We start from the raw sequence: 20,434 nt of genomic DNA, 5'->3' as shown, positions 1-20,434 counted from the left end.
CTCTTTTATTATTTAAGTTTTACCTTTTACATTTAGTAGCGACAAATAAGTTATTTTTGATCTTAAACTTAAAGGAGAAAGCATACTAATGAGTTCTGAGTAGTTAGGAAAATAGTGGTTTTTAGCTTTCGGTTAAAAATTCTTTACTGAACGTTCTTAAATTGATATACTCAAAACAAGTTAGATCTAACAGTTTTTTTACCAAAATGAGAATGATCATTCTTAAATTACCTAAAGAATTTATTGAGGGGGAATGAATAGTATAAAATTGTTGCACTCTAAGTGCGTCAAATAATTCTAAATCCTTTCTCAGAAATAAGAGATAATACGTTATAAGGTGGGAGTACATGGCTAGAAATAAAGAATTTGATGAAAAAGAAGCATTAAGGAGAGCAATGGAGCTTTTCTGGCAACAGGGATATGAAAAAACATCCATGCAAGATTTGGTGAACTATATGGGCGTTCATCGTAGGAGTATCTATGATACATTCGGTGACAAACATACTTTATTTATTCGAGCCCTAAGTCACTATGTAGAAGTAATGGATGTAAGAATTAAAAATAACATAAAACCAGAATTAACGGTTAAGCAGGCTATACGAAAATTATTTGAAATGGTTATTTATCCAAATGATAAACAGCCAAAAGGATGTTTAACAGTAAACACAGCAGCTGAATTATCGTTACTTGATCAAGAAGTAGCTGAAAAAGTTACAGAGACTTTTATAAAGACCAAAACCTTATTATTTGATCTACTGAAACGTGGTCAAGAACAAGGAGAAATTCCTGAACACTATGATATCAAAGGGCTTTCTAAATTTATTCATAATTCCCTTGTAGGAATACGAGTATTAGCAAAAACAACAGACGATAAGAAGGAACTAGAAACCATTATTGATGTGACTTTGTCAACACTGGACTGAAATATATCTTGTTATTTGAATAAACTTACTAACACCACTTTAAATATATTATTAGGGAGAGAATGAATATGAAGTACACAGTCATTACAGGAGCAAGCTCAGGTATAGGATATGAAACTGCCCTAGAATTTGCTGCTCGTGGCAAAAATTTAATTATTGTAGCTAGAAGATTTGATAAATTAGAAGAGCTTAAATCAGCCATTCAGAATATAAATCCTGATTTAAATGTTATTATTCGTACAAGTGACTTATCTGTCACAAATGAGGCATATACACTGTATAACAGTTTAAAGGAGTATCAAATTGAGACTTGGATTAATAATGCTGGGATTGGTGAATCCTCTGCTGTAGCAAATCAGAATTTAAATAAGGTAGAAACCATGTTACGCCTCAATATAGAGTCATTGACGATTCTTTCTACACTATTTGTACGAGACTATTCTCATGTAGAGGGAACTCAATTAATTAACGTATCCTCAGCTCTCGGATATGCAATTTCTCTTGATACTATTACTTATTCTGCATCTAAATATTTTGTTAGTGCATTTACAGAAGGGCTTGCAAAAGAACTGGAAAGGAAAGGTGCCAAAATGAAGGTGAAAGTTTTAGCACCAGCAATGACAGAAACAGAATTTGGAAAAAATGCAAGTGATATAAAAGAATTTGATTACAAAGCAAATGTCCCTATGTATCACACAGCTAAGCAAATGGCTGGTTTTATGATGGAACTTTATGACAGTGATAAAGTGGTAGGGATTGTAGATGAAAATTATGAATTCAAATTAAGAGATCAAATTTATCTAATACTAGGTGCATAATTTGTCAACAAAGCTTTTAAATCTATATACGACTAAAGAAATGGAAATAATCTGTTAGGGTGAAAAACATAGATTTCTTTACAGTATCTATTCAAAAAAATTTAATCAATTAAGAATGAACGTTCTAAAAACAACATTACTAAATGGATAAAAAAAATAATTTTGTAAGTATTTAAAGTTTTGGTGGTGGGTTGATCCTAAAATAGGAAGGCAGACTTCTCTTAAAATAAGATTCCCTCCACCTAAACGATTGGATTAATGTAGGTGATTCATTATTAATGGAAGAAAAATGAAGTAGATAGTGGAAATCATAAAAATAAGTTAAAGAAACTTAATAAATGTAATTCAACGGAAGGGTGCTGATGAAAAAATGAAAACACTCATGAAAGCAGCTCAGATCACCAAGTACTCAAAAAATATCCATGCTCAAGTCAATGACATTCCAATTCCAAAAGTCGATGACAACGAAGTCTTGGTAAAGGTCAAAGCTGCGGCGATCAATCCACTCGAAATGTTGATTGTCACAGGTAGCGTGAAACTAATTCAAGATTATGAATTCCCATTAACGCTTGGTAATGAATTGGCAGGTATTATCGAAAAAGTCGGAAAAAATGTGACAGACTTCCGCGTAGGAGATGCCATCTATACACGTCTCCCACTAGAAAAAATTGGTGCTTTGGCGGAATATGTTGCAATTGACGCTGCCGCAATTGCACCCATGCCAAAAAACTTGTCCTACATGGAAGCTGCTGCTTCAGCGCTAGTTGGACTCACAGCATATCAAGGTCTACATGAAGAACTTGAGGCACAGCCTGGTAAATCTGTTTTCATTCCAGGTGGATCGGGTAGTTTTGGTCAAATGGCTGTCCCAATCGCAAAGGCCATGGGTCTAAATGTCATTGTCAGTGGCAACTCAGCAGCGCGCGAACGCACTTTGGAAATTGGTGCAGACCAATATTTAGATTATACAACAGAACACTATGTTGACTTGCTGTCGAATGTGGATTTCGTAATTGATACACTGGGTCCTAAAGAATTTGACAATGAATTGAGTATCATCAAACCGGGCGGAAGATTGCTCTCTCTCCGTACAGGACCAAATAAACGTTTCGGAAAAGGCAGAAATTTTCCATGGTGGAAACAAAAGCTATTTTCCCTTGCTGGCGCAAAGTTTGACCACAAAGCCAAGAAACAAGACGTGGAATACCATTTTATCTTCGTTCGTTCTGACGGCGCACAACTCAGAGAGATTACCAAAATCATTGAAAAAAACAACATTATTCCACCAATTCATCCAACACTATTTACCATAGACAACATAAATGAAGCGCTAGAACTAGTAGCAAATGGACGACCAAAAGGGAAAGTGATTATTAATTTTTAAGAGAACATGATGAATGCAGTCCAAATACAAAGCTACTAGAAAAGGCTAGAAGCTTACATCAACGATGTGTCTATTCCAAGAATAAACAAACATCAAGTATTAATCAAAGTTGCAGAGGCTTCTTTTCGGCAAGTGAGCGAAGCTATTGCCAAAATCTCAAAAGGGAAAGCTCACGGAAAGATTCTTATGACTATACAAGAGGGAGAAACAACCATATGAAATTGACAAATCGAACTATTTTAGTGACGGGCGGGACATCTGGTATAGGCTTGGCATTCGCGAAAAAGTTTCTTGAAATGGGCAACACGGTGATTGTCACTAGTCGTTTGAAGCAAAACATTGACCGAGTAATCAAAGAAAACCCTAATTTAATCGGCATTGCTGCGGATGTCAGTCAAGTGAAGTCGGTTGACCAGTTGATGCATCAAATCAAACAACAGTATCCGAAACTAGACGTCCTGTTTAACTCAGCTGGTATCATGCGTTACTATGATTTATTTGCTGAAAAAGTCACAGTGGAACAATTAACCGCAGAAATTGATACGAACCTGAACGGCACAATCTATGTGACAAAAGCATTCCTTCCTCTTCTTGCTAAACAAGAAGAAGCCATGATTGTGAATGTCAGCTCTGTACTAGCAAATATCTCGGTTGCAAGTAGTCCAATTTATTCTGCAACAAAAGCTGGAATACACATGTACACAGATGCGTTACGTGAACAAATTCGTGCCAAAAATGCGATGATTCATGTCATGGAACTCTGTCCACCACTCATTTCTGAAACGAATTTAGAGGACAACCTGTCACGCGCCAAGTCAATGAGATTTATCAATTTGCCATTAGACAAGCTTGTTGATGCCGGCATCAAAGGCATGGAAAAAAATAAAATTCGTTTGAATCCAGGTTTTAGCAAAATCATGCGTTTCATGAGCAAGATTGCACCAGATTTTGTGACGCATCAATGGGGAAAAACAATGATGAAAAGGATGAATAACGAGAATTAGTGTGGATAACAAGTGAAAATAATAACGTTGTGTTTATTTTATCCTATATCTTCTTTAATAGTAGACAAATCATAATATCATCTGTTGATGTATTTAGATTATAAAGGTCTATGATATATGAAACGAAATTGAAAATTATAATATTAAGAAAGATAAATAACATTTTATATTATTAATAAGAGTGATAGTTAAAATGTTTTATTAAAAAGTATTTTAACTATTATATATATTGTAGAAAAAGCCCATATTTGTCGTCAGATAGAGTAAATGATAAAACTTTGATTTTTATAAAAGAGTTTATTCATTTACTTCTTTATATAAAAGGAATTAAATATATATTTTTTGCAAGGGTTATCTTGTCAAAAACACATTAACTTTAAATGCTTCTGAATTTTCTATTGGATTATTGTGAATCTAACAACTTCTTAAAAGTTAAGTAAAAGATAGATTGGTATATGATAAGAAGTAAAAAATCTCATTTGTCGTCATTAAGTGTAAAATTAACTACATCACTTAATATCCATCTATGTGTATAATAATTCCAATTTGAAGAATAATACTCTTATCTTTTAAATTGGAGGAAATTATAATGAAGAAAGCACAAGTTTTGATTCTTAGCAGTATCTTTTTTTCACTAATTTTAGGTTCTGTTAATGCTCATGCTTATAAACCAGAAAAGCTACCTACTTCTCAATCATCAAATCACTGGAAAGTAGAAATAGACAAGCCAGATGTTAAAGATTTAACAGAAAAAGAAGGGGAATTCAATGTCTATAGTATTGATGTTAGAAATTTAGGTTCTCAGGTCTACGATGCTACAGTGGAAGTATATAGGGACGAACCTAATACAAGTACCAAACATGAATTAATTACCTTTAAAATACCTGAAGCACAGAATTTCTTTCATCATCAAAATCAACCTATTTCAGTTGATTCAAAAGTAGTAGAAGTAGTTGTAACATGGAAAGAAGAACCTTATAGGGTTATGAAGGATGGAAGGAAATCTCCAGCCCGTAAGTTTAAACAAACATTCTTGTTTTCACAAAAGTGAACTTAAAAGCCTTCTTTTCACTAAAGGGGGCTTTTAAATTCACTTTTAATTAACGTAATGGATTTTATCGGAAACAAAATATATTTTGTGAAAAATACTGTATTTTATGTTTCGTTTTAAATTAGACAGGGTAAAGTATTACAATGGATTGGAATTTTACAAGAAACAGTCTTTTTTAGATCTGTTTCTTTTTTTATTTAATGACTATAAAATAAATAATGAATTGTTATGCTTTTACTACATAATCATGATATTTAGTAGGTGAAAAAAATGAAAGATGTATTGCTAAATGAAAAATTACAACAGATTACTGCTGTAATCTTACATAAAAAAGAAGAATTAGCTGAACAAAAAAGACACTATCAATTCTATAATCATGATGTTTATGTTCAACTAGTTCCTTGGCGAGAGAAGTTAATTAAAATTTATGCAGAATCTATATCTATTGATGAAGAGCTTACTTTTCAAATCTTAGAAAAGTGGGGAATGGAAGTAGCAAATGTATTAACAACTCTTCAACTTCCTTTAGATATTGCTTTAGAAGAAATCAGTTATTATCGAAATCAAATTGGAGAAGTCATTACAGAAGAAGCAAAGAAAGAAAATTTTTCTTTTGACTTGTTCTCTAAGATTATATCTAGATACAATTTGGTAGTAGACAAAGCTGTACATTGGGTCAGTCAATCTTATATGAAAGATTATACAGATAAGATTCAATCTGCTCAGTACGCTATAGATGAACTGTCTATACCTGTAGTGCGTATAACAAAAGAAATTGGTGTCATTCCTCTTGTAGGCGAGATCGATACACATAGAGCTCAAATTTTAATGGAAAATGCATTGAAACAAGGTAACACTTACAAACTAAATTGGTTAATTATTGATCTATCTGCCGTACCTATTATTGATACCATGGTTGCAGACCAACTTTTCAAAGTAGTTGCGGCTTTGAAACTTATAGGAATAGATGTTGTATTAAGTGGCATTCGCTCTGAAATTGCCCTTACAATGGTTCAGTTAGGTGTAAAATTAAATGACGTTGTCACATTCAACAGTCTTTATGGAGCACTAGACTACACAAACTCTCGAATGCAGTAGATATGAATAAGTATTTCACCTATCAAAAAATGGTTTTAAGTCGAATAGTCTTGCCTATTATGGCTTAGAACGCTGACTTTATAATTAATATTACCATTTTAAAAGGTAATTTATATAAATTACCCGAAGTAAATCCTTTGGAATTTTTTATTCCAAAGGATTTTTCAATTCATATAATCTCTAAAAAACATAGTTTACTTCCTATATGCCTATAACAGGTATTAGTAGAACCAGTGTTAGAGTATGTAATAACTTTCCAAACAAATTAGGAGAGTTATTTTAATTTTGCTCTATTTCTTTTGTTAATTGTTCTTTATCAACCGTTCCAGGAGGCTGTTCAAGCCAATTGTTCTTTATCATAATATCTGCTCCAGCTTTAGCAAATCGAGCTATTTCTAATGATAGACGTTCATAGTTCCAGATTAAATCGCTTCTTTGACTTGCGGATGCTGCTGTTGCGTAATTTCCAGCTCCTGCAGTACTTAATAATGCCATATGAAACATAACTAATTTATCCGAAAATGGTGGAATAGTGGAATCCGTAATACAAACATCTGATGACATGGGAACTTGTATATTATCGTCTATCAGAGTAGAAGAGAAAATTTTTATATGTTTTTGGGAAATTTCTTTTCCTCTTATCATATATTCTTGAATTTCTTTCATTGATGAAGTTTGAGCAAAGCTAAGAGCAAGTTTAAAGCCTATAAGATTTGTTTGAATGTTTAAGTATAAATTTGATATTTCAATGGCATTTAGGGGGCGTTGTTTACTAAATAAACTGAATCCACTTAACTATTTTTTAGTATCTATATAATCTATTTTTGAAGGTACCATTATATATGGAGATCTTACAAATAATCCTTTATTTATCAGTACTTCTGAACTTTGATTGAATAATGTGGAAGTTTCAGTAAGACATTGAATAAAATAATTTCTCATGTCTTCCCGTGCGCTTAAAACAATAAATCCACTGTATGCTAACAATCCAAACTTGGACATATGGTTAAGATAGGTTAAATAAAAAGCATCTGTAAATAAGCTAGGAGCATTTAGGTTCACATCTGATTCTGTAAATCCATTTGGTATAGCAAAGTTTTCATATTCAAAAATTCCACTAAGTTGTTCCAGGTGATTTGAAGCAATAATGAGTCCGAGTTGAATAACAGGTTGAACTTCAGAATCTTGAATATGTTTTAACATATAACTTAAAATACATTTGGCCATAATATCATTCATATAAGCTGTCCAAAGAGAAGCTATTTCAGATGAAGTAAGGTTAATATTATTTTAGGCATAATTCTAAAACCTCCAAAAAATAGTTAGATATAGATCTATTCTTTGGCAAATAACTGTATATTATGAAAAGCTAAGAAAGTAACCAATTTTAGTTACCATAATGTGCGTTATAGGAAATCTGCATAAAGACAGCGCTTAATTATTTAGGCGCTGTCTTTATGCAGAAGGGCTTTCTGAATCTTCAATCAACTAACTCTATATTACTAGAAACTGATATAAGCAAGCTATAACTTTGTTATGATTTCTGACACAACTAATCTAATATTATTTTTCATTTTATTATATTTAAATTGCCTACGTTGAATAATATCCACTATAGCGAGCAAACTACTCAAGAAGTCTTGTGAGGCTTCATCCACAATTTAATTTATCAGTAGAAAATAGCTATCTTCTTACGAAGGTAGTTGTTTTCTTTTTAGATTGTATAAAGTATTCGCTCTTAGTTAACATAAAACACATTCTAGGAAACTATTTGAATTTAATTATTCTTACAATTTACAAAAATGTAAATAAAATATATAATTCTAAATGTTATGAAAATATTAGATTCGAAGGGTAGGTTTTTATGAGTAAAAAACTTTTTAAAGTATCTTTAATTATTCCTTTACTATTAGCTTGTGCACTATTTGTACCTCACATTCCAGGAGAGCGTCACGATCATCATGCACATGCTGAAACTGGGCCATGCGCAAAGTATGGAGTACATAGAATGTATTCGCAAGGACCTGCTATTGTGAAAAATTACAAAACAGATAAAGTAATTTTCCATGGGGGTTGGTATAAATGTGCTTGTGGTCAAATGTTTATAGCTTCAGGATACCCTCATCTTGGTGGACCAATTAATAAATATGTAACACACGGTGGAATTAAATCTATCCAATATATCTCGGGATCTGCATCTTTCATGGTAGATTCAACTAAGGTTTATTCTACTTCTAAAAGTACCATGTCCGGTTATAGATTTCTTTCACAATAATCTATAAAATATGTAACCAATATCAAATTTTCAGAAGACTATAGGAGTAAATCCTATAGTCTTTTTTTGTATATGATATACAAAATCAGTTTACATAATAACTCTTTCCGGTACACACGACAAAAACGAGTCCTTGGTACACAAGGGATCGTTTGCTTTTCCTTTTTATCGTTTATACAGTTTTTTATACAACCTTGATATAAAGGCATTTACTCGATACTTAAGTTTGAAGAGAATGTATAAAAAGTGAAAATTACGGTGTTTTCATATAAATATGAAACTATTTCCATTTTAAAACGTAATAGTTGTAGTGGTGACATGTTTAGAGTGACAAATCCTTTTACAATAAGTAATCACAGTATTATAACTTGGAATGATGAATTATGATGAAAACATACTTCGAGGTGAATGCATGAATAATCAAATAGTATTAGACATTAAAGAACTATCTAAAGTTTACAAGAGTGAAAAACATAAAGTAGAAGCACTGAAAGATATTTCATTTCAATTATATCGAGGAGAAATGGTTGCTGTAATGGGGACAAGTGGTTCAGGAAAAAGTACGCTTTTAAACATCTTAGGGGCACTGGACGAACCTACATCTGGGTCTATTAAAGTAAATGGAAAATATTCAAAAGAAATGTTCCAAGAACCTCATGCCTCGTTATATAGAAAAGATAATATTGGTTTTATCTTTCAGTCCTTTCATTTGCTAAAAGATTTAACTGTAGAGGAGAACATTGCTCTTCCTTTAATTTTAAAAGGAGTGAAAGAAAAGATAATTACTTCAAAGGTCAATCAAGTTATTGAACTCATGGGGTTGACAGAATGGAAATCTCATCGACCTGTTCAACTTTCAGGTGGTCAGCAACAGCGCGTAGCTATAGGAAGAGCGATTATTACAGAGCCTCCTATTATCTTAGCTGATGAACCCACAGGAAATTTAGATTTTAATACATCTGTAGACATTTTAAATGCTTTGGTTGAAACAAAAACAAGGCTTAAACAGAGTATCCTGTTAGTCACGCATGATCCTCACGTGGCAACATACGCAGATCGTGTTTTATTTTTTCATGACGGCAGTATCGTAGATGAATACAAGTGTAGTGTACATAATGATTTAGAGTATATCTTGGAGAAGTTTAAACTGATTACGAAGAGGCAAGTGGTATGAAATCACTAAAAGGACTTTCATTTCGACTTTTTCGTGCCAATAAATTTATTGTCTTTTCTTCCATACTCAGTATTGCTATTGCATCCATACTAGCTTTAAGCATGGTTTTATTTTCATTTAACGCTCAAAGTACTCTAAAAGATGAATTAAAGCAAATGTATGGCGATATGGATTTATCTGTGGGGTTTAATATCGATCAAAGTAAAGTTGTTTCGCCTAGCTTAACAGAACAAATATCAAAAAATAAGGACGTTAAGCAACTATCTAGGGTATCAGTTACACATGTTACTGTAGATAAGATCAACTCTTCTATCTACACAGCAGGTGTAGAAAATAATAACTTGGCGAAAAGTCGCTATCATTTTAAACAGTACTTAAACGATGATTCTATAGCGATGAATAAGGGGCTAGCTAAAACACTCCACGCTAAGGTTGGTGACAAAGTGTCTATTCAAGGTCACTCCTTTACGTTAGTAGAAATCATAAATGACCTAGATGCTACGGGGATTGCCCCTGATATGATTTTAATGAGTCAGAAAACAGCCAAAGAGTATAGCAAACTAAATGATCATGTACATGCAGATGCTACCTACTTATTAGTTAAAGCCACAAAAGGCACGAATGCATTGACATTGTCTAACCAGATTAAATCTTATGACAAAGATTTGAGGATCGATATAGCAGAACAAGATCCATTCGTTAAAAACAACCTACAATCCTTACAGGTATTTGTTATTGTATTATCCTTCTTGGTATTAATAGTCACTTCACTCTTAATTATTTCTAATTTCGAGTTGCTACTTTATAAAATGAAAAATCAATTTGCTATTATGCGATCATTGGGTGCAACCACAAAGCAAATAAGCCAATTAATTTTTACTCAAAGTATCATTATTAATTTTTTAGGTATATGCATAGGCCTGTTAGGAACTTTTTTTAGTCAAAAATACGTTTATGCTTGGATGGGTAAATTCTTTAAAATTCCTTCATCTCCAACACAGTTTAATCTAGGAATTACGATTATTATTGCATTATGTAGTTTTATCATCATTCAATTATTCTTACTTATACCATCTTATAGAAGCGCGAAAATATTACCTCTTAAGATTATGCAGAAAAATGAGCGTTTAGATTTTGGCTATTCTAAAGCTAGAGTCATTCTTTTTAAAATTTTAATAAGCATATCGATATTTTTAATAATAGCTAGTCAAGTGCTGCCAACTAGGGAGGAATACGGGGTCTTTTTCTTACTAATTGCTGCTGTTCTTACCCTACTGGCGTTCTTTATCATTTTCCCGGTATGGTTACCGAAAATTTTAGAAGGATTATTACCTTTTGGACAAAAAATATTTGGTCGGGAATATTACGTAGCGATTAAAAATTTAATCCCTCAAGTCAAAAAAAATACACTTATTGTCTTAACAATAAGCTCCTTAATGATTATTGCTGTATTTGGATCTGTTACCCTAAGAACAATCCAAGCAAATGAACAGGAAAGCTTAAAAAATGATTTTCTAACTCCTATTGTTGTTGAAACTCGACTTGGTGCTAATACAAAAATAAACTCTACAGAATTTACCAAAGTCGTCGAGAAACTACCGGATGTAAAGTCCGTCAGTAATTTTAGTACTCAAGGATCGGCAGAGTTACAAGTGGGAGACAAAAATATAGATATGGATTATGCAGTGGTTGATCTAGAAAGGCTACAAGCACAAGGGCTAATGTCTCAATTAAAAAGTAAACCTGCTAATAATAGCCTAATCATATCTGAAAGTTTCGCAAAACAAAATCATTTAAAAGTAGGGCAAACCATTCGGTTAGGAGAATTTTCTGATGCGAAACAAGCTGTTGAGCCAAAAGGAAGTTATAAAGTTACTGCTATAGAAAAGCAGATGATTGATAATGCTGACGCATATTTGGACTGGAATAATGGAAAATTGATGAATGTTAATTTTTATTCTCTTTATGTACATTCTGCACATATAAAAGATGCAGTCAATGAGCTTGAGGGAATAAAAAGTCAGTTTCCAGAGATTAAAATTAGTAACTATGAACAAGCAGCTAAACAAGCTACGTCAATGTTTTATCAACGTTGGGGTATTTTTATAGTAGTTATCGCGACTTTAGTTATTTGTACAATGGTGGGGGTATTTAATTCGCTAGCTAATAATATCTACTCAAAAAGAAAAGAATATGCTGTATTGCGTATAATGGGTGTTAAGCCTAAAGGAATTCGAAATATAGTCCTTTCACAGGTTACTACTTATATCATAATTGGATTGATTATAGGAATGATATTAGGAATTGTATTAACCTATATTTTATTACTCGTAGATCCTGGAAAGTTAATTATCGACTATAGAGTAATAGCAGCAATCATTGTAACGATGATTACGTGTAGTACAGTTTTATTTACTTATTTGGGTAAGAAAATTGGGAACCAAAATATCTCTTTAGAAATAACTAATGACAACAAATAAAAGACAATTCTTTTTATAAGGTAAAAGGGGTAGAAGAAATTCTGCCCCTTTTTCATGTATATTTCGTGGCATTAGATTTCGATTAAATGAGTAGTTATATGCAAAATAAAGTTAGGCGTCCGCAAAAGTATACTTTTACGGACATGTGGGAAATTACTAATTTCTATGTATAAGTGTATCCGTAAAAGTTAAAAAACAATTTTCGAACGTTCTGTTATTTACATATACCTTTACGGACGTTTTTTCTTTATTATCAAGTTAAAAACGAATATGAAAATCAGATAGTTGGTAATCTGTCTTACGTCTTTTATTAACTACATCAAGTAATGAATTGAGCCGTTTATTATCTTTCACTTCTTTACCCAATAGATAGTCACAAAAAGTGATATTATGCAATGTGGCAAAGATCATTTTATCTTAATCAGGTTCATCTATGGTTTCATTGATGATTTTATAAAATTGTTCGATTCTTCCCTTAATAATTTTTTCTTCAATTACAACGCATTTATCAAATTTTGAAATGCTCATTTTTTATCTCACCTTTTTACCTATAAGGAAAAGAGACAAAACTATGATAAATATGTTTTAAAAGCTAAATCTATTTTTAAAGTGGTTATCATTATCGAATACCAGCATTGAAGAAGAGGAGCAAATAAGCTTATTTGAGGATATCGATCAGCGTGAAAAAGCCTATGCTCTTGCCAAAACGATTGATGACATTCGGCTACGTTATGGGAAGAATAGTGTACTACGTGCGTCTAGTCACCTTTCTTATTCAACAGCTCGTTATCGAAATGGTCTTATAGGTGGTCATAAATCATAAGGAGGAAAAAGGTATGGAATATAGAGGAATGAAAAAATGGCGCCCTTTTGCTACAATGCCAGAGCAGTACATAGGATTACAGGAAATCATAAACAAGCAAGTAGAAGTACCTCAACCTCTTTTAACAGAAGAGCAAATGGAACAAATCAATTTCACCTTGATTGAAACCTTACATACAAATAAACAAGTATACCTTACATATTATAAGAACGGGCAACGTATAACCGAAACAGGATTCATACAATTCGTCGATTCCCTGGGGGATCTCTTTATTTTTATCGATGAAGTATTCGAATTAAAAAATAAAATGAGGTTAAGTGAGCTAATTGATGTTCGATTCGTTTAAAGTTAGGATAAATTCAGTTTCATTATTTAAGTTAAGCAAGAGTTTGCAGCAGTGCTCCTTACTCTTATATAAAATCTAGAGAACATCTTACTTAAGGAGTGATTATAATGGCACGTGTTTTATTTATTAATGGTGGATCAGAAGGACATATCAACCCAACAATTGCAGTTGTACAAGAGCTTATTTCGCGTGGAGAAGAGGTAGTATACTTTTCGATAGAAGCTTTTCGAGAACGTATTGAAAAGACAGGAGCTGATGTACGAACATTTGACGGTCAAAAATTTTTAAAAGCCTTTATCTCAGGTGGAAGAAATTATTTACCCGAAAGAATCAACGGTCTTTTACATACGGCGGATATCATTATACCTAGCGTTCTTGAACAAATCCAGGGAGAACATTTTGATTACATCATTCACGATTCGATGTTTGGTTGTGGACGTTTACTTTCCCAAATTCTAAAGCTCCCTGCAATTAATTCATGTACATCTTTTGCTCAAACGGAAATATCATTTAAAAGAATGTTAGAACATCTTTCGCAAAATATCCCGGAAGAAATTGCTAAGAGGATAAATAATGATTTTCAAAACCTAACAACAAAAATTAAAGAAAAATATGGTGTTGAAATCACTTCTCATTATGAAGTTTTTTGTAATCCTGCACCACTTACAATTGTGTATACAACCTGGGAGTTTCAACCTTTTGGAGAAACATTTGATCAAACGTACAAATTTGTAGGACCATCCATTCCTACAATGGAAACACAAGGAAGCTTCGACTTTTCTGTATTAAAAGAAAAAAGCGTCATTTACATTTCATTAGGTACTGTTTTTAATCAGGAAATTGATTTCTATAAACTTTGCTTTAAGGCTCTTGAGAACACTGACTATACCGTTGTTATGTCTATTGGAGGAAAAACTCAGCTATCTGATTTAGGGAAGATTCCTAAAAATTTTATTGTAAAAAATTACGTTCCACAAACTGAAGTGCTAAAGTACACGAAATTATTTATCACACATGGCGGAATGAATAGCACCAATGAAGGTCTCTATTATGGGATTCCACTCATTGTAATCCCACAAAGCGCAGATCAGCCGGTAATTGCTCAACAAGTTGAGAGTCTTGGAGCCGGCATTAAGTTACAAATGCAAGGGTTGACTGTAAGTCAACTATGTAAAACCGTGGATTATGTGTTAGGACATCCCTCCTTTCATAAAGCTCTTACAGATATAAGAGAATTTTTTCAAAGATCAGGGGGATATCAGCAGGCTGTAGATGAGGTTTTCACATTTAAAAGGCAATACGATATTTAACTATAGAACATGTAAGGGTGGAGATTTTATATCCAATAACATACGACCTAGAAAAATAATTTTAGATTTAGCTGTTACTTTAGATGGGTTTATTGAAGAGCCAAAAGGAGAAGTTGATTGGTGTATCATGGACTCTGATATGGGATTCACTCATTTCTTAAATCAAATTGATACTATTTTATATGGAAGAAAAAGCTACGATCTATGGGGGCAATATACGCTTGAATTAGGAAGTTCTGATACTGAAAAAGAAATATGGGAATTAGTTCACAGCAAAGAAAAGTATGTTTTTTCTAGGACGCAAAAAAAGAATGATCATGAAGCAATATTTATAAATGATCATATTGTTGAAGAAGTAAATAAATTAAAGAAAAAGCCTGGTAAGGACATCTGGCTCTATGGCGGAGCAAGTCTTATTACGAATTTTATCAATTTAGGGCTTGTTGATGAATTTAGATTATCGGTTTACCCTGTTGTTTTGGGAAGTGGAAAACCTTTATTTATTGACATAGAACAAAGGTTAAACCTTAAACTGGTTAATACAAAAACGTTTTCTTCTGGCGTTATCCAGGTGTGCTATCGCCTTAATGATAATTAATAAAATTCAAGAAAGCTTTTGTTAATACTCTAATAAGAGTAAACAGAAAAGAGTGATCAACGTGGAAGAAAAACAGCACCAAGAAATAGATCTTGATAAAGTGTATAACTATGCTGAATATCCAGATAAGGTAAGTGGAAGATGTGACAACTGCAATTCATCTTACTTCAAAAGTTCTGTAAAAGGTGGCGTTTTCCTTCGTGAATACCAGGAATGTGGAATGAAGAAAAGTATCTAAGTCTGAATAATTATATAGTAAAAAGAGAAGGTTTTATCCTTCTCTTTTTTTAATTTAATCGTGTTTTCACTTTTTTTAGAACGTGAGACATACGATTTACAATGCTACTCCCACTGATCCTCATTACTTTATATCCTTATTTCCTTAAATAGACATCTTGATTGAGATTACGAGCTTTTTGATACGGTGAAGAATTAATGTACTCTAGAGAATATATAGTACTTATATTTCTCCTTGCTTAATACCTTTAATTAACTCTTCAAGCCAATGAATGGTGTGCTCTGATCTTGTTGAAAAATAACCATTCATAAATTCCACAAACTTTTCTTTCTCTTTATCTTTCTGAATATGCTTTTTATATCTTGTTAAGCGTTTCTATAAAAAAATATAAAATTTATATTGACAGTGGAAACATATGTATTTTATAATTACTTTTAATTAAAGATATTTTAATTCAAGATTTTAAAACGATGAAGAAAAAATAGGAGGAATAAAAAATGATGAGCATTGGTTTATTGTTAATACGTTTGGTAATTGGACTATCTTTTATGGCTCATGGAACTCAGAAATTATTCGGATGGTTCGGTGGCCATGGATTAAAAGGAACGGGAGGATGGTTTGAATCCATTGGAATGAAACCAGGTGTTAGAATGGCTTTAATGGCTGGATTGTCAGAGCTAGTAGGCGGGGCTTTATTTGCTGCAGGACTTCTTACACCTCTTGGAGCGATTTTGATTGCAGGAACAATGGTAATGGCTATTATTAAAGTACACAGTCCAAATGGATACTGGGCAACACAAAACGGGTATGAATATAACCTTACGCTGCTAGTTGTAGCGATCAGTATCGCGATTACTGGACCAGGATATTACGCAATAGACACTTTTATTTTCTAAAAGAGAAAATTGGTTCAAATGAGAAAGATGCGTTCATTTTTTTGTATAATATCTCGAATTCGAGATATATAATATAGATAATTATAATTGTATTCATTGTAAGAGGGATAACTAAACGAATGACGAAAAATGTATTAAAGGAGATGGTAGTAATGATTAAAAAAACAGCGGGCATTCATCATATTACGGCGATTGTAGGTCATCCCCAAGAAAATGTTGATTTCTATGCGGGTGTGTTAGGATTACGTTTGGTCAAACAAACAGTAAACTTTGATGATCCAGGAACGTATCACCTTTACTTTGGAAATGAAGGCGGAAAACCTGGAACAATCATCACATTCTTCCCGTGGGCAAGTGCACGGCAAGGAAAGATAGGTGACGGGCAAGTTGGCGTAACTTCCTATGTGGTTCCAAAGGATGCTATGGGCTTTTGGGAACAAAGATTAGCTAAGTTTGGGGTTCCCGTTACAAAGATGGAGCGATTTGGAGAACAGTACTTAGAGTTTGACGATCCTCATGGTTTGCATCTAGAGATTGTTGAAAGAGAAGAAGGAGAAAAGAATACGTGGCAAGTTGGCGAAATTAATTCGGAGGTGGCTATCAAAGGATTCGGAGGCGCCACGCTATTATCTGTTCAACCTGATGAAACAGCCAAATTATTAGAAAACGTAATGGGTATAAAAAAGATAGGTGAAGAAGGAGATTTTATACGTTTTCAATCATCAGCTGAAATTGGAAATGTTATCGATTTAAAATTAACAACAATTGGACGTGGCCAAATGGGTGTTGGAACGGTTCACCATATTGCATGGCGAGCTAAAGATGATGAAGATCAGTTAGAATGGCAGAAATACGTAGCAGATAGCGGATATGGAGTGACAGCTGTTCGAGATCGAAATTACTTTAATGCTATTTACTTTAAAGAACATGGAGAAATCCTATTTGAAATTGCAACAGACCCTCCAGGTTTTGCCCATGATGAATCACATGAAACAATGGGAGAAAGACTCATGCTGCCTGAGCAGTATGAAATTCACCGAAATAAAATTGAAGAAACTTTGATTCCTTTTGAAGTTAGAGACTTAGATTAGACCTTAATGAGAGGGTTCTCTTCGTAATAGTAAAACTCTAGTTCAACCATAATTTAGGTATAAAGAAGGAATTAATTTATCTATATATAAAACTGATATCTATATTTGAAACATCGTGTTAATATGAAATTAATTCCAAGCAAGGAGGTGAATATATGACGAAAACCATTGGTCTTATTTGTGGAAGTTTACGAAAAGATTCGTATAATCGAATTATTGCTGAATCATTAACTAAACTAGATGATTCAGCTCAATATCGTTGGATTGAAATAAACAGCCTGCCTTTTTTTAATGAAGACCTAGAAGTTGACGGAGCACCAGAATCTGTAGCATCCTTTAGAGCCGCTATAGAAGATGTTGACGGCGTCATCATTGTAAGTCCAGAGTACAATTCCGGAATTCCAGGGGTGCTAAAAAATGCCTTGGACTGGGCATCAAGACCTCGCACCTCTTCTGTTTTAAACAGAAAACCAGTTGGTCTAATCGGAGCAACCCCTGGAGGCTTCGGTACTGCCTTTGCTCAAATGCAAACTAGAGAAGTACTGGAAGCTATGCAGGTTAATGTTCTACCATTTCAAAAAATGCTGATTTCGCAAGTTCATGAAAAAATTGATGCTCATCAAAAAGTACTGACCGATGAACAAACGAAACGTTATCTTCAACGCTACTTACAACAGTTCATCCATTGGATTGATCAAGCGCCTGTTCCTGTTCTAGATTAATAGAGAGATAACAAACCTCACGAAAATTCACCTCAGAAATAGCTTTTCTTTCTATACATGTTATTACCTAACAGATCATAAATGAAATCCAGAAACCGTTCAAATTATAGACCGCTTGTAAGAGGTGGAAGAGGTACATTTATCTTTTCCAATTTGCAAACTTACTTGCCTTAATTTAAGGAGGATTATAAAATGTCTGATCTTTACTCTCGTCTGTCAAAAGATGATGCTGCTGTGCTTTTAGTTGATCATCAAACTGGTCTTATTTCCGGTCTCGTACGTGACTATGGTGTTGATGAATTTAAAAACAACGTCTTGGCTCTTGGTGACACGGCTAAATTCTTTGATTTACCGGTTATTTTAACAACTAGCTTTGAGAATGGACCCAACGGCCCGCTGATGCAGGAACTCGTTGATTTGTTTCCTGATGCGCCAAAAATAGCTCGTCCTGGACAAATTAACGCGTGGGACAACGAAGACTTTGTTAAAGCAATTGAAGCAACTGGCAAAAAACAGCTGATCATCGCGGGTGTAGTTACAGACGTCTGCGTTGCTTTTCCTGCACTTTCCGCCATTAAAGCAGGTTACGAAGTGTTTGTTGTGACAGATGCTTCTGGAACATTCAATAAGCAAGTGGCAGATGCAGCGTTAACGCGTATGGCTCATGGCGGCGCGCAGCTTATGAACTGGTTTAGCGTAGCATGCGAGCTGCAGCGTGATTGGCGCAACGACGTTGAAGGTTTTGGCAATTTAATTTCTAGTCATCTTCCTGGCTATCAAAATTTAATGGGCAGCTATAGAGAAGCTCAGCGCGATTTCAGCAAGCAGAGTGTCTAACGTAGCCAAGCTTAATTTTGGTATAGGTCGTTCTCTTTACATATAAGACATGAAAGTAGAATGGCATCTATGGATCATTTATGTGACGGAGAAAATGTAACGACATAAAGGCAATTGTTAGATAGGTGAGCCGACTGATGAACAGTTGGCTCACCTATCTTTTACTATGCTACCTGTCATGAAGTATGCGTCTCTTGTATATAAAATAAAGTAATTCATTCACTATAGCTTTATAGATTATTGGAAGGGATGCGGAGTAGTGGAAGAAAAAAAAGTTACGTGGCTGGAGCTTTTTTATGATTTGTTATTTGTGGCAGCTGTTGCTACTGCTACTCATGTTTTACTTCACGTTGAACAAGGGCATATTCATGCGGAGTATTTGTTAAAGTTTGTACTGATCTTTATTCCTATATGGTGGGCATGGACGGGACAAACGATGTTTATCAATCGGTTTGGACAAGATTTTTTGCATCAACGCATTTTTATGATTCTTCAAATGCTGTTTGTCCTTATTATGATCTCAAGCTTGTCTGTAGATTTTGATCAATATTACGTCTCTTTTCTGATTGGTTATATTGGGCTAAGAGCGTTAACCTCCATTCAATACCTTATTGTTCAAAAATTTGAACAGGATGAGAGAAAAATAGTTGCTCAGTTTTTAGGAATATGTTTTGGAATTGGAATTTTTATCTCGCTTCTTTCGCTCTTTTTTGATTCATGGGTCCGATACGCCGTGTTATATACAGGAATTGCAGTGGACATGATTTTACCTATTTTAGGGCATAGAAAGTTGGCAAAATTACCGACTAATACCGCTCATTTATTAGAACGCTTTGCTTTATTAACATTAATTCTGTTTGGAGAATCGGTTGTCAGCATTCTTGCTGTGATACAGCCTCAAAAAGGGGATTGGAATACAATCCTATTTTCTGTTATTTCATTTGTCCTTATCATTTCAATGTGGTGGCAGTACTTTGAGAACGTAGAAAAGAAAGTAAACAAGGCCATTCAAAGAGCCGGACAAACGATTATTTACGGACACTTAATTATCCTCATGTCTCTAAGCATGATTGCAGCATCTATCAAACTCATGTTTTTACATAAAGTTCATTATACATTCAGCTTATATTTCGTATTTGGCTCTGTGCTGCTCTACTTCACGGCAACTACCCTTGTTTTTCACCAATATAGATTTGAAGAACATCGTTTAAAAGTTTATCATTTAGGGTTATTTTTAGGGATTTTAGCTGTATTTTTTATTGTTAACTTAATTCTGATTGTTCCCAGCACTTTCATCATAGGAGAATTAGCGATATTTTTTATTATCTATGCTAGGTTTACAACCACTTAACAAAATAGAGAACGA

At 33.6% G+C, this 20,434-nt stretch carries 19 protein-coding genes and 2 pseudogenes; 19 read left to right on the top strand and 2 right to left on the bottom strand.

Going from position 1 to position 20,434, the window contains the following annotated elements:
• Positions 1–347 precede the first annotated feature (347 nt).
• From M3225_RS00435 to M3225_RS00410, 6 genes are all read left to right on the top strand, one after another.
• Positions 348–923, top strand: a complete 576-nt coding sequence (locus tag M3225_RS00435; RefSeq protein ID WP_251390255.1) for a TetR/AcrR family transcriptional regulator — start codon at positions 348–350, stop codon at positions 921–923.
• Positions 924–991: 68 nt separating this feature from the next.
• Entirely contained in the window at positions 992–1,741 is a 750-nt protein-coding gene (locus M3225_RS00430) for an SDR family NAD(P)-dependent oxidoreductase (RefSeq protein WP_251390253.1), read from the top strand.
• A gap of 370 nt (positions 1,742–2,111) precedes the next feature.
• Entirely contained in the window at positions 2,112–3,125 is a 1,014-nt protein-coding gene (locus M3225_RS00425; protein WP_251390251.1) for an NADP-dependent oxidoreductase, read from the top strand.
• Between the two features lie 215 nt (positions 3,126–3,340).
• Positions 3,341–4,129, top strand: coding sequence for an SDR family oxidoreductase (locus tag M3225_RS00420; RefSeq protein WP_251390249.1), 789 nt, complete (start codon positions 3,341–3,343; stop codon positions 4,127–4,129).
• Between the two features lie 589 nt (positions 4,130–4,718).
• Positions 4,719–5,180 (top strand): hypothetical protein, encoded by a 462-nt coding sequence (locus M3225_RS00415; RefSeq protein WP_251390247.1) that lies wholly within the window; start codon positions 4,719–4,721, stop codon positions 5,178–5,180.
• 270 nt (positions 5,181–5,450) lie between these two features.
• Positions 5,451–6,278, top strand: a complete 828-nt coding sequence (locus M3225_RS00410; RefSeq protein ID WP_251390245.1) for an STAS domain-containing protein — start codon at positions 5,451–5,453, stop codon at positions 6,276–6,278.
• Between the two features lie 279 nt (positions 6,279–6,557).
• Here M3225_RS00410 and M3225_RS29780 read toward each other — a convergent pair.
• Both M3225_RS29780 and M3225_RS29775 read right to left on the bottom strand, forming a co-directional pair.
• Positions 6,558–7,052 (bottom strand): annotated as a pseudogene (locus tag M3225_RS29780) (DUF3231 family protein); the annotation flags it as partial.
• Between the two features lie 21 nt (positions 7,053–7,073).
• Entirely contained in the window at positions 7,074–7,562 is a 489-nt protein-coding gene (locus M3225_RS29775) for a DUF3231 family protein (RefSeq protein ID WP_308215722.1), read from the bottom strand.
• A 580-nt stretch (positions 7,563–8,142) separates the two neighbouring features.
• Between M3225_RS29775 and M3225_RS00400 the strand changes: the two genes are divergently transcribed.
• The 13 genes and pseudogenes from M3225_RS00400 to M3225_RS00340 all read left to right on the top strand — a co-directional run bounded on the left by M3225_RS00400 (position 8,143) and on the right by M3225_RS00340 (position 20,419).
• Positions 8,143–8,553 carry a hypothetical protein gene (locus M3225_RS00400; protein WP_251390244.1) on the top strand — a complete coding sequence of 137 codons (411 nt, stop codon included), beginning with the start codon at positions 8,143–8,145 and terminating at the stop codon, positions 8,551–8,553.
• A 412-nt stretch (positions 8,554–8,965) separates the two neighbouring features.
• Entirely contained in the window at positions 8,966–9,727 is a 762-nt protein-coding gene (locus M3225_RS00395) for an ABC transporter ATP-binding protein (protein ID WP_251390241.1), read from the top strand.
• Positions 9,724–12,207, top strand: coding sequence for an FtsX-like permease family protein (locus M3225_RS00390; RefSeq protein WP_251390239.1), 2,484 nt, complete (start codon positions 9,724–9,726; stop codon positions 12,205–12,207). The genes M3225_RS00395 and M3225_RS00390 overlap by 4 nt, the downstream gene beginning before the upstream one ends.
• A gap of 613 nt (positions 12,208–12,820) precedes the next feature.
• Positions 12,821–13,030 (top strand): annotated as a pseudogene (locus M3225_RS00385) (hypothetical protein); the annotation flags it as partial.
• 13 nt (positions 13,031–13,043) lie between these two features.
• Positions 13,044–13,376, top strand: coding sequence for a YolD-like family protein (locus M3225_RS00380; protein WP_251390237.1), 333 nt, complete (start codon positions 13,044–13,046; stop codon positions 13,374–13,376).
• 107 nt (positions 13,377–13,483) lie between these two features.
• A complete protein-coding gene (locus M3225_RS00375; protein WP_251390235.1) occupies positions 13,484–14,686 on the top strand; it encodes a macrolide family glycosyltransferase in 1,203 nt (400 codons plus the stop codon).
• A gap of 28 nt (positions 14,687–14,714) precedes the next feature.
• On the top strand, positions 14,715–15,284 hold the full coding sequence (locus tag M3225_RS00370) for a dihydrofolate reductase family protein (protein ID WP_251391824.1): 570 nt from the start codon (positions 14,715–14,717) through the stop codon (positions 15,282–15,284).
• 61 nt (positions 15,285–15,345) lie between these two features.
• Entirely contained in the window at positions 15,346–15,522 is a 177-nt protein-coding gene (locus tag M3225_RS00365) for a hypothetical protein (protein ID WP_251390233.1), read from the top strand.
• A gap of 497 nt (positions 15,523–16,019) precedes the next feature.
• Positions 16,020–16,418, top strand: a complete 399-nt coding sequence (locus tag M3225_RS00360; RefSeq protein WP_251390231.1) for a DoxX family protein — start codon at positions 16,020–16,022, stop codon at positions 16,416–16,418.
• 152 nt (positions 16,419–16,570) lie between these two features.
• Complete coding sequence (locus M3225_RS00355; protein ID WP_251390229.1) at positions 16,571–17,509, top strand: ring-cleaving dioxygenase; 939 nt, start codon at positions 16,571–16,573, stop codon at positions 17,507–17,509.
• Between the two features lie 155 nt (positions 17,510–17,664).
• Entirely contained in the window at positions 17,665–18,231 is a 567-nt protein-coding gene (locus M3225_RS00350) for an NADPH-dependent FMN reductase (protein WP_251390227.1), read from the top strand.
• Between the two features lie 192 nt (positions 18,232–18,423).
• Complete coding sequence (ycaC, locus tag M3225_RS00345) at positions 18,424–19,068, top strand: isochorismate family cysteine hydrolase YcaC (protein ID WP_251390225.1); 645 nt, start codon at positions 18,424–18,426, stop codon at positions 19,066–19,068.
• A 259-nt stretch (positions 19,069–19,327) separates the two neighbouring features.
• Positions 19,328–20,419 carry a low temperature requirement protein A gene (locus M3225_RS00340; RefSeq protein WP_251390224.1) on the top strand — a complete coding sequence of 364 codons (1,092 nt, stop codon included), beginning with the start codon at positions 19,328–19,330 and terminating at the stop codon, positions 20,417–20,419.
• The last annotated feature ends 15 nt before the right edge of the window (positions 20,420–20,434 follow it).

The organism is Priestia aryabhattai, assembly GCF_023715685.1.
Taxonomy (GTDB): domain Bacteria; phylum Bacillota; class Bacilli; order Bacillales; family Bacillaceae_H; genus Priestia; species Priestia aryabhattai_B.
Note: the sequence above shows the minus strand (reverse complement) of the source record. Positions and strands in the feature narration are given on the sequence as shown.

Excerpts from the sequence above, each read along its gene's own strand:
- M3225_RS00435 (WP_251390255.1), top strand. The coding sequence starts at position 348 with ATGGCTAGAAATAAAGAATTTGATGAAAAAGAAGCATTAAGGAGAGCA.
- M3225_RS00430 (WP_251390253.1), top strand. The coding sequence starts at position 992 with ATGAAGTACACAGTCATTACAGGAGCAAGCTCAGGTATAGGATATGAA.
- M3225_RS00425 (WP_251390251.1), top strand. The coding sequence starts at position 2,112 with ATGAAAACACTCATGAAAGCAGCTCAGATCACCAAGTACTCAAAAAAT.
- M3225_RS00420 (WP_251390249.1), top strand. The coding sequence starts at position 3,341 with ATGAAATTGACAAATCGAACTATTTTAGTGACGGGCGGGACATCTGGT.
- M3225_RS00415 (WP_251390247.1), top strand. The coding sequence starts at position 4,719 with ATGAAGAAAGCACAAGTTTTGATTCTTAGCAGTATCTTTTTTTCACTA.
- M3225_RS00410 (WP_251390245.1), top strand. The coding sequence starts at position 5,451 with ATGAAAGATGTATTGCTAAATGAAAAATTACAACAGATTACTGCTGTA.
- M3225_RS00400 (WP_251390244.1), top strand. The coding sequence starts at position 8,143 with ATGAGTAAAAAACTTTTTAAAGTATCTTTAATTATTCCTTTACTATTA.
- M3225_RS00395 (WP_251390241.1), top strand. The coding sequence starts at position 8,966 with ATGAATAATCAAATAGTATTAGACATTAAAGAACTATCTAAAGTTTAC.
- M3225_RS00390 (WP_251390239.1), top strand. The coding sequence starts at position 9,724 with ATGAAATCACTAAAAGGACTTTCATTTCGACTTTTTCGTGCCAATAAA.
- M3225_RS00380 (WP_251390237.1), top strand. The coding sequence starts at position 13,044 with ATGGAATATAGAGGAATGAAAAAATGGCGCCCTTTTGCTACAATGCCA.
- M3225_RS00375 (WP_251390235.1), top strand. The coding sequence starts at position 13,484 with ATGGCACGTGTTTTATTTATTAATGGTGGATCAGAAGGACATATCAAC.
- M3225_RS00360 (WP_251390231.1), top strand. The coding sequence starts at position 16,020 with ATGATGAGCATTGGTTTATTGTTAATACGTTTGGTAATTGGACTATCT.
- M3225_RS00355 (WP_251390229.1), top strand. The coding sequence starts at position 16,571 with ATGATTAAAAAAACAGCGGGCATTCATCATATTACGGCGATTGTAGGT.
- M3225_RS00350 (WP_251390227.1), top strand. The coding sequence starts at position 17,665 with ATGACGAAAACCATTGGTCTTATTTGTGGAAGTTTACGAAAAGATTCG.
- ycaC (WP_251390225.1), top strand. The coding sequence starts at position 18,424 with ATGTCTGATCTTTACTCTCGTCTGTCAAAAGATGATGCTGCTGTGCTT.